We start from the raw sequence: 7,980 nt of genomic DNA on the forward strand, positions 1-7,980 counted from the left end.
GGGTTTCTCCCGCCCCACAAGTCCGGTCAAGCCGAACCTACACTAGCTATTCGTTCTCTTCTACCAGATGTTCCGCCAACATCTCGGTCAGTCCGACCACCGGAAGTTCCACCCGATACTCTTCAAGGCCATCTTCCAGCATCAAGCGGCAATTGGCACAAGCCGTAACCAACTTGTCCACATTCAGCTCATCCAGCTGGCTCTTTTTCCTCGCGAACACCTTGAGCCGCAGTTCATCTGCCCGCTCATTGGCACTGACACCGCCACCACCGCCGCAACACCAGTTCATCTCACGGTGGTCACTCATCTCCACGAAGTTCGCCGCAACCTGCTTAAGCAGATTGCGCGGGGGTTCCAACACCCCGCCCTTGCGCACGATCTGGCAGGGATCGTGGAAAGTCAGCCGCGCCTCATCCATACCCTGGGTCTTCAGTCTTCCAGCGACTCTCAACTCATCCAGCAGTTCGAGAATATGCACCACCTTGAAGGGGTAGCGCCGGCCGATCAGATTCGGCCCTTCCCAGCGGATGGCAGTATAGGCGTGGCCACACTCGGGACTGATGACATATTTGACCTTCAATTTCTCAGCGCCTTTCACCACCCGTTCGACCAGTTCTGCGGCGATATCGCTACTGCCGATCTGGATGCCTGCATTGGTCGCTTCAAAAGCCTCTGAGCAGATTGTCCAGCTGACGCCAGCCTGTTTAAAGATCCTGGCCAGTGCCTCAATGTATTCAGGAAAGTTCATGATTTCCATCGAGGAGAGTAGCGCCAGATAATCAGCACCCTCCACATCGACCGGTATCTTCAATCCCGTATCCGCCTCGATATGTCTGATCTGTGCCTGCACGGCGGGGAATTTCACCCCCATAGGACTGCCGACCTTGATGGCACGGGTACTGGCGCCTTTCATGCCTTCGGGTGCATTACCCGAGGCGACAAAACCTTCCCGCTCCTTGCGGATCATATAGGCGATATCGTTGCCCACCGGGCAGACCATGGAGCAGCGTCCACAGAGAGAGCAGGCGTCATAGACCAGCGGCTCCCACTCCTGCAACAGTTCATCGGTCACCGGCTGCGCCAGACCAAGCACCTTCTTGATCCGCCCCCAGAGAGTAAACTCCTGCTCCCAGATACGGCGCAGGGGTTCAAGCTTGTTGATGGGGGTGTAACGGGGATCGCCGGTTTCCGTGTAGAAGAGACAGGCCTCCGCACATAGTCCACAGTTGACACAACTGGAAAAGAAGGCCGCTACCGGCGCATCGATCTCTTCACGCAATGCATTGAGTCCACGTTCCAGGGTTGCCTTACTCATGACTGCACCCCCCGGCGCCCGGCCATTGCACCGTTATACCAACGGGCCAAGGGGAATGTGAAGGTATGCATCAGTTTGGTAAAGGGGAATAAAACCATCAAAAACTCAATGCTCAGGATATGTATCCCAAGCACAAGTGGATAGGGCGCCAGCACACGGTGATAGGCCAGGTAGCCGGTCAATAACGGCAGAAATGTGGCCAACCACACCAGGTAGTCTTCGGGTCCGCTGAGAAATCGCTTCACCGAATGAGTGATGCGGTCGATCAGCATCGCAACCAACGTCACCATTGTCACCACTGCCACGGCGTCCACGATATGGTTGGAGAGTCCCGGCCACTTGATGCCCAGAACGCTGTGCAGCAACTCGATATGGGGAACGAAAAACAGCAGACAGATCAGAAACCCGATATGCCAGATGTAACCACCAATAACCGTAAATGGAGACCGTTTGAAGCTACCTGCTTCCGGTAGTGTCCGAGTCACGATAGTGCGTAAGCCGGGGCCAAACTCCCCGCCCTTTGGCTCCGCAAGATCCTGTTTCCGCCCAAGCAACACTATCTCCAGCAGACGGACGACAATGCCGATGACAAACACCGCCAGGGCGATATCAAAGGCAGGTCCCTTCACCCACAACAGAAAGTCGATCGGGCTGCTCATGATGTTTTTTCCAGATCATCCACAGTGACGGTTTCGTGCCTGGCAGCCGCATCCGCCTTGGCATTGCGGTTGAGCATACCGGCTGCCGCACCGACGGCCACACCGGCTACCGCACCAAGACCGATGTTGCGGGCAATATCCCCGTCGGGAATGGAGATGGCGTTATAGAAACCGCCGCCGTCCCAGAAATCGGGTTCGGAACAACCCAGGCAGCCATGGCCTGACTCAACCGGCCAACTCGTGCCCTGATTCCACTTGGTGGTGGCACAGGCGTTGTAGGTCATCGGGCCCTTGCATCCCATGCGGTAGAGACACCACCCTTTGCGTGCGCCTTCATCGTCAAAGGTCTCTGCAAACAGGCCCTTATCGTAAAACGGACGACGATAGCAGCGATCATGAATGCTTTGGCCATAGAAGACTTTCGGCCGACCCAGATCATCCAGCTCGGGCAGACCGCCAAAAGTCAGGAAGTGCGCCAGCACACCAGAGATCACCGTTGGAATGGGTGGGCAGCCGGAGACATTGACCACCGGCTTGTCTTTGATGATCTCCGAGACCGACACTGCCCCGGTGGGGTTGGGATTGGCATGTGGCAGACCACCAAAGGCCGCGCAACTACCCACTGCTATGACCGCTGCGGCCCCCGCCACGGTCTCCTTCAGCATATCGAGGTTGCTGATACCTGCAATTGTAGAGAAGCCAGGGTCTTTCAATGGGATCGACCCATCGACCACCACCAGGTATTTGCCGAAATTCTCATGTATGGCTGCTTCACGTGCAGCCTCTGCTCCCTCTCCGGAAGCCGCTTGCAGAGTGTGGTGATAATCGAGTGAGATGTGGTCGAAGATGAGATTTTCTATGGTGGGGGCGTGGGCTCGGGTGAGAGATTCGGTACAGCCTGTACACTCCTGAAAGGAGAGCCAGATGACAGAGGGACGCCTGGCCTTTTCCAGCGCTTCCGCAATAGCCGGCACCATGGCCGGAGGCAGTGCCATCATCGAAGCGGTGGCGGTACAGAATTTCAGAAACCCCCGCCTTGACACACCCCGCTGCCGCAGGCTTTCGCCGAGTGTTTTAATCTCTGTATTTGAATCAGCCATCACGTCTTCTCCCGTTCATAGGATTGCTCAGCGACGCGACCCCATCTGGAGTACGCAAACGATTTTCGAGCCGTGAAATAGAGTCTGTGAGATCTGCAACCTGGGTAAAAAGGATCTCAGGCACCCGGGCAATCTCAATCTGAAGGGCGATGCGCTCGCCCTCAGTATTTCTATGATCAACGATCCAGACACCGGCGAATGCGGTTTCATAGATATCGCTGGCGCCCAGGGCTTCCAGCTTGACCGCCACCTCCCCATGGCCCAGTAGGTCGAGCAACAGCGCTTCATCACCGGGACCGAAGGGGATCGATCTAAGATCAATGGTGGTGGATTCTTCTGTTTCGCCAAGACGGCGCAGGGCATGGAGGATTTCATGCAGGACGGGGACAGCATTGCCATGTTGAGCAAGCCGATCAACAGGCGCCTCTACACGTACATCAATGTCCTGCAGTTTTTGCATATGAAACACCGTTCATTTCATCTATTAGTAGATTATCTCTAACCGATAGAACCAGTACTGATCCAGATCACTTAGAGGTCGAAATCCGGTGATTTTATTGGGAAATATTGGTGCAGTATTTCTTGCTATAGCTAACGCCATTCACAAAGTATAGACAGAATTTCATCGATTGCCTTATCGATGGCAGGGAAAACCGTTTTGCTGGGTGATTCCCCCCACTCCAGCGACTCCGGCTCAATGCCCACAAGTACTCTCTGAGCAGGTAACTGTTCCGTCAGACGCGAGATATCCAACAGATCCGTCAATCCAACCTCATGCACACTCTGCCGGTTGCCGCTGAGATAATGATCCATCTTTTCGTTGCGAAATACCCTGACTGTGCCTGGCTGACTCTCCATCCTGGCCGCATCCACCACGATCAACCCATCCGCTCTGGCAATCGGTTCCGCCAGGGTGAAACTCAGGGTTCCGCCATCCAAATATTCGACACCCTTCAACTCGCCATGCAACGCCTGCATGCGTTTCACCACATGCACACCAATACCCTCGTCGCTCAGTAATGTATTGCCTATACCCAGAATAAGGACAGATTCAATTGACAAATGCATGCTCCTTGGGAGAATGGCTGATAGAAGTTTTCTTTCCATAGGTTATAGCAACAGGTAGCTCTCTGACCATGTGTCTCGGCATCCCAATGCAGATCAAAACGATCGATCAATATACCGCCCGCTGTGAGGCGAAGGGAGTTGAACGTGACGTCAGCCTCTTCATGCTGCAGCATGAGACGCTGGAACCTGGCGATTTCGTGGTGGTGCATGTCGGTTATGCGATCCAGAAAGTCACGCCTCAGGAGGCCCGCTCCGCCTGGGAGATCTACGATGAGATGCTGAAGACACTGGACGAGCGGCCTGGGAGCCTCTGAATGAATCTGAGCAAGATGAGTTGGCGATCAGAATATGCCAATTTGAGGCGCAAATCGCACGTAATAGCCAGCTATTGCGAAGGTTTGCAACGAAAAAGTGGCGGATTCTGGTGTCAAGGCACTTGATCATGATTCGTTCAGAGGCTCCCTAAATGCATGAGCTTGCGGTCTGTCAGGCGATGCTTGAACAGGTCGCCGATATCGCATCCCGGGAGCAGGCATCGGAGATCACCCGGATAGTGGTTCGTATCGGTCCCTTGTCCGGTGTCGTGCCGGAACTGCTGGAACAGGCCTTTTCCATTGCCCGGGCCGGAACTATCGCAAACCAGGCTGAACTGATCACGGAGTCAACCGGCATTCGAGTGCGATGCAGCCAGTGCGGTGCTGAAACAGATGCAGGAATCAACCGGATGATCTGCGGCGAGTGTGGCGACTACCGTACCCAACTGCTCAGTGGTGATGAGCTGTTGCTCGCCAGTGTAGAGTTGAACCGGGCAGAGCAGGCGGTGGAATAAACCGCTAGGATTAAATGGTAGGAACGGCGCCCCGCCGCGATTTTTCCATCTACGGAGTTATCGCGGCGAGGACGCCGCTCCTACAAGTTATACCCCGCTTGCTTGCAGTGGGGCAGTTTATTATTTCTCTGGAGAGCAGAAAGATGTGTGACACCTGCGGCTGTAACGTCACCCAGGGTAATCGCCACCTCATCGAGGCCGGCGGCAAACATGAGCATACCCACGACGGCAAGGTTGCCGTAGAGGTGCTGCAAAACCTGCTCAGTGAAAACGATCATCAGGCTGGCCACAATCGGCAACACTTCGACAATCATGACGTGCTTGCCATCAATCTGATGTCGTCCCCCGGCAGCGGCAAGACCAGCCTGCTCGAAGCCACCATCGATGCACTCAATCAGGAGTTCCGCATCGCCGTCATCGTGGGCGACCTGGAGACAGAAAACGACGCTGAACGCATACGCAGCAAGGGCATCAGTGCCGTGCAGATCACCACCGGCACCGCCTGTCACCTGGATGCGCACATGGTGCACTCAGCGCTCCACCAGTTAAACCTGGACGATCTTGACATCGTCTTCGTGGAAAATGTCGGCAATCTGGTCTGCCCCGCCAGTTTCGACCTTGGGCAACACCTCAATGTCACCCTGCTATCGGTCACCGAGGGGGATGACAAACCCGCCAAATACCCCGTCATCTTTCGGGCCGCCGACGCGATACTCATCAGCAAATCCGACCTGCTTCCCTATCTGGATGATTTCAAGCCGGAACGGGCGGAACAGGCAATCCGTATTCTCGCCAGTGAAGCACCGGTTTTGAACCTGTCTGCCCGCAACAGCAGTACGCTGGACAACTGGCTGGCCTGGCTGCGCAAGTCATTCGCCATTCAGGCCGCACGCAGAGCAGCGGGTGAGACCACTAAACCCAGCATCCAGCCAGAGGGTCTCCAACTGCACGCACACGGTTAGCTGTAATATCCATGTCACTCAGCGCCAAAGACTGGCTACAGCAGATCCGGACTCTCCAGCTCCCGGAACGGATCCGCATCATGAATGTTTGCGGTGGCCATGAACGTTCCATTTCCCAGGCGGGTCTTCGTGGCGCCCTGCCAAAGCAGATCGAACTGATACCCGGCCCCGGCTGTCCCGTCTGCGTCTGCCCGGAGGAGGATGTCTATCAGGCGATACAACTCGCGCTCAATGAGCAGATCATCCTGCTGGCCTTTGGGGATATGCTGCGGGTCCCCGTCAATGTACCGAAGGGGGAACCCCGTTCCCTTGATCAGGCCCACGCTGCCGGTGCCGACATCCGTCCCATCGCTTCACCCATCGAGGCGTTGAAAATTGCGCGGGAGAACCCTGAGCGCAAGATAATTTTTTTTGCTGCTGGATTCGAAACCACTACCGCACCCGTTGCCGCTCTGCTCGTGGAGGGCATCCCCGAAAATCTCTCCATTCTGCTCTCCGGGCGGCTCACCTGGCCTGCGGTCTCCATGCTGCTCGATTCCGGGACTCCTGGTTTCAACGCACTGGTGGCCCCCGGCCATGTTGCCACCATTATGGGGCCTGAAGAGTGGGAGTTTGTGGTCGACAAGCACCATATCCCCAGCGCGGTTGCCGGTTTTACCCCGGAGAGTCTGCTGGCCGCCACCTACTCCGTGCTGCGGCAACAGATCGACCAGCGGCTGTTTCTCGACAACTGCTACCCGGAGCTGGTTCGTCCCGGCGGCAACCCCAGCGCCCGCAAGCATCTGGAGACCGCACTGGATGTGGTCGATGCAAACTGGCGTGGCATCGGCACGATCCCAAAATCGGGTTACGCATTGAAAGAGGTCTATGAAAGATGGGACGCCCGAAAACGCTATCCGGATTACGCTTCAGAGAGCCGCCGCCGCGCCGGACAGATGCCACCTGGGTGTGACTGCGCCGCAGTTGTACTTGGCAAAAAATATCCCAATGAGTGCAGGCTCTATGGCGAGGCCTGCACTCCCAGAAACCCCGTTGGCCCCTGCATGGTTTCCGATGAGGGAGCCTGCCGGATCTGGTGGAGCAGTGGGCTCAGGGACAAGAGATAGGAATCCTTGATTACCCCTAATCCTCACCTTAAGCCTGTTATGGGCCGCAGTCCCCCAATGTCAGGCCACCCGTTCCGACAACTGCTCCATTTGGTACAACGGTACCATCCGGAAGTGTTGATCCATCGAGCACCTTGGCATCTTTACCGATTCGTACATTAGTTCCGATCTGCACTGACTTTCCTACTTTTGCACCCGTCATGACTTTCGTGCCCTTGCTGATGTTTGTACCAGCTCCGATCGCTGCCGCTTTGCCAATACGGACGCCAGCAGGTTTCTTTCTGGTTCTCCAACCGCCTAGTGCCTTCCCTGAGCTTGCGAGAGCCACACCCTTGTCGAGACACGCCTTCTGCACAATCTGAGAACCTTCACCCACGAAACTGCCGTCGCCGATGCGAGCAGCTTTACCCACGGTGACCCTTGATTCGACATGCACCTGTTTACCTATAAGCGTCTTTTCATTCACAACTACATGACTATCGATGCGTGTGGCGGATCCGATCAGCGTATCCATCCCCACCTTATTCTTGCTGCCAATGAACACGTTGCTGCCCAGAGAAGCTTTGCGCTTGATAACCACCTGATCACTGATTGTGGTACCTGCTCCAATAGATGCAAGCGGACCAATTTTCGACTTCTCACCGACCTGCACATAGTCACCAAGCTTCGCGCCATTGCCTACCTTGGTGAGTTTCGCCAGCACAACGCCATTTCCCAGGACAGCATCATCTGCAACATCCGCATCGGGAGAGACCTCGGAAAAGAAGGTGAAATAGGAGGGTCTTGTCAGCCCCCCGTCTGAAGCAGCTACCCGTGCAAACGCGCCCGTCTCACCATCAAAGCTGAGAACTTCATCGGTAAAGAAGCTTCCTACATAGAGGTTCCGGTCGGGACCGAATACAAGCGCACTGGGGCCGTCCAGTCCGGCAGTCCCAGCTGGC

The 7,980-nt window shown here is 55.8% G+C and carries 10 protein-coding genes; 4 read left to right on the forward strand and 6 right to left on the reverse strand.

Annotation, left to right across the window (positions count from 1 at the left end; translation table 11 throughout):
- Positions 1 to 46: 46 nt before the first annotated feature.
- The 5 genes from G9Q73_RS12620 to G9Q73_RS12640 form a co-directional block, all read right to left on the reverse strand.
- Positions 47 to 1,315 carry a (Fe-S)-binding protein gene (locus G9Q73_RS12620; RefSeq protein ID WP_177420100.1) on the reverse strand — a complete coding sequence of 423 codons (1,269 nt, stop codon included), beginning with the start codon at positions 1,313 to 1,315 and terminating at the stop codon, positions 47 to 49.
- Positions 1,312 to 1,974, reverse strand: a complete 663-nt coding sequence (locus tag G9Q73_RS12625) for a hypothetical protein (RefSeq protein ID WP_177420101.1) — start codon at positions 1,972 to 1,974, stop codon at positions 1,312 to 1,314. Before G9Q73_RS12625 ends, G9Q73_RS12620 begins: the two co-directional genes overlap by 4 nt.
- The gene (locus G9Q73_RS12630; RefSeq protein WP_177420102.1) at positions 1,971 to 3,074 is read right to left on the reverse strand and encodes a hydrogenase small subunit; all 1,104 of its coding nucleotides are present in this window, start codon (positions 3,072 to 3,074) and stop codon (positions 1,971 to 1,973) included. The genes G9Q73_RS12625 and G9Q73_RS12630 overlap by 4 nt, the downstream gene beginning before the upstream one ends.
- Positions 3,067 to 3,534: a hydrogenase expression/formation C-terminal domain-containing protein gene (locus G9Q73_RS12635; protein ID WP_177420103.1), complete on the reverse strand. Its 468-nt coding sequence runs from the start codon at positions 3,532 to 3,534 to the stop codon at positions 3,067 to 3,069. The genes G9Q73_RS12630 and G9Q73_RS12635 overlap by 8 nt, the downstream gene beginning before the upstream one ends.
- A gap of 131 nt (positions 3,535 to 3,665) precedes the next feature.
- Complete coding sequence (locus G9Q73_RS12640; protein WP_177420104.1) at positions 3,666 to 4,136, reverse strand: HyaD/HybD family hydrogenase maturation endopeptidase; 471 nt, start codon at positions 4,134 to 4,136, stop codon at positions 3,666 to 3,668.
- Positions 4,137 to 4,210: 74 nt separating this feature from the next.
- Here G9Q73_RS12640 and G9Q73_RS12645 point away from each other — a divergent pair, with 74 nt between their 5' ends.
- The 4 genes from G9Q73_RS12645 to hypD all read left to right on the forward strand — a co-directional run bounded on the left by G9Q73_RS12645 (position 4,211) and on the right by hypD (position 7,039).
- Positions 4,211 to 4,456, forward strand: coding sequence for a HypC/HybG/HupF family hydrogenase formation chaperone (locus tag G9Q73_RS12645; protein ID WP_177420105.1), 246 nt, complete (start codon positions 4,211 to 4,213; stop codon positions 4,454 to 4,456).
- 152 nt (positions 4,457 to 4,608) lie between these two features.
- The gene (locus G9Q73_RS12650) at positions 4,609 to 4,971 is read left to right on the forward strand and encodes a hydrogenase maturation nickel metallochaperone HypA/HybF (protein WP_177420106.1); all 363 of its coding nucleotides are present in this window, start codon (positions 4,609 to 4,611) and stop codon (positions 4,969 to 4,971) included.
- Between the two features lie 143 nt (positions 4,972 to 5,114).
- The gene (gene hypB / locus G9Q73_RS12655; protein WP_177420107.1) at positions 5,115 to 5,933 is read left to right on the forward strand and encodes a hydrogenase nickel incorporation protein HypB; all 819 of its coding nucleotides are present in this window, start codon (positions 5,115 to 5,117) and stop codon (positions 5,931 to 5,933) included.
- A gap of 11 nt (positions 5,934 to 5,944) precedes the next feature.
- The gene (gene hypD, locus G9Q73_RS12660) at positions 5,945 to 7,039 is read left to right on the forward strand and encodes a hydrogenase formation protein HypD (protein WP_177420108.1); all 1,095 of its coding nucleotides are present in this window, start codon (positions 5,945 to 5,947) and stop codon (positions 7,037 to 7,039) included.
- A 37-nt stretch (positions 7,040 to 7,076) separates the two neighbouring features.
- On the opposite strand, the gene G9Q73_RS12665 is transcribed toward hypD, so the two are convergent.
- On the reverse strand, positions 7,077 to 7,980 hold a 904-nt coding region (locus tag G9Q73_RS12665), incomplete at its 5' end, for a hypothetical protein (RefSeq protein ID WP_439654692.1).

It is taken from the genome of endosymbiont of Lamellibrachia barhami, from assembly GCF_011947365.2.
In the GTDB taxonomy this organism is placed as follows: Bacteria; Pseudomonadota; Gammaproteobacteria; order Chromatiales; family Chromatiaceae; genus QGON01.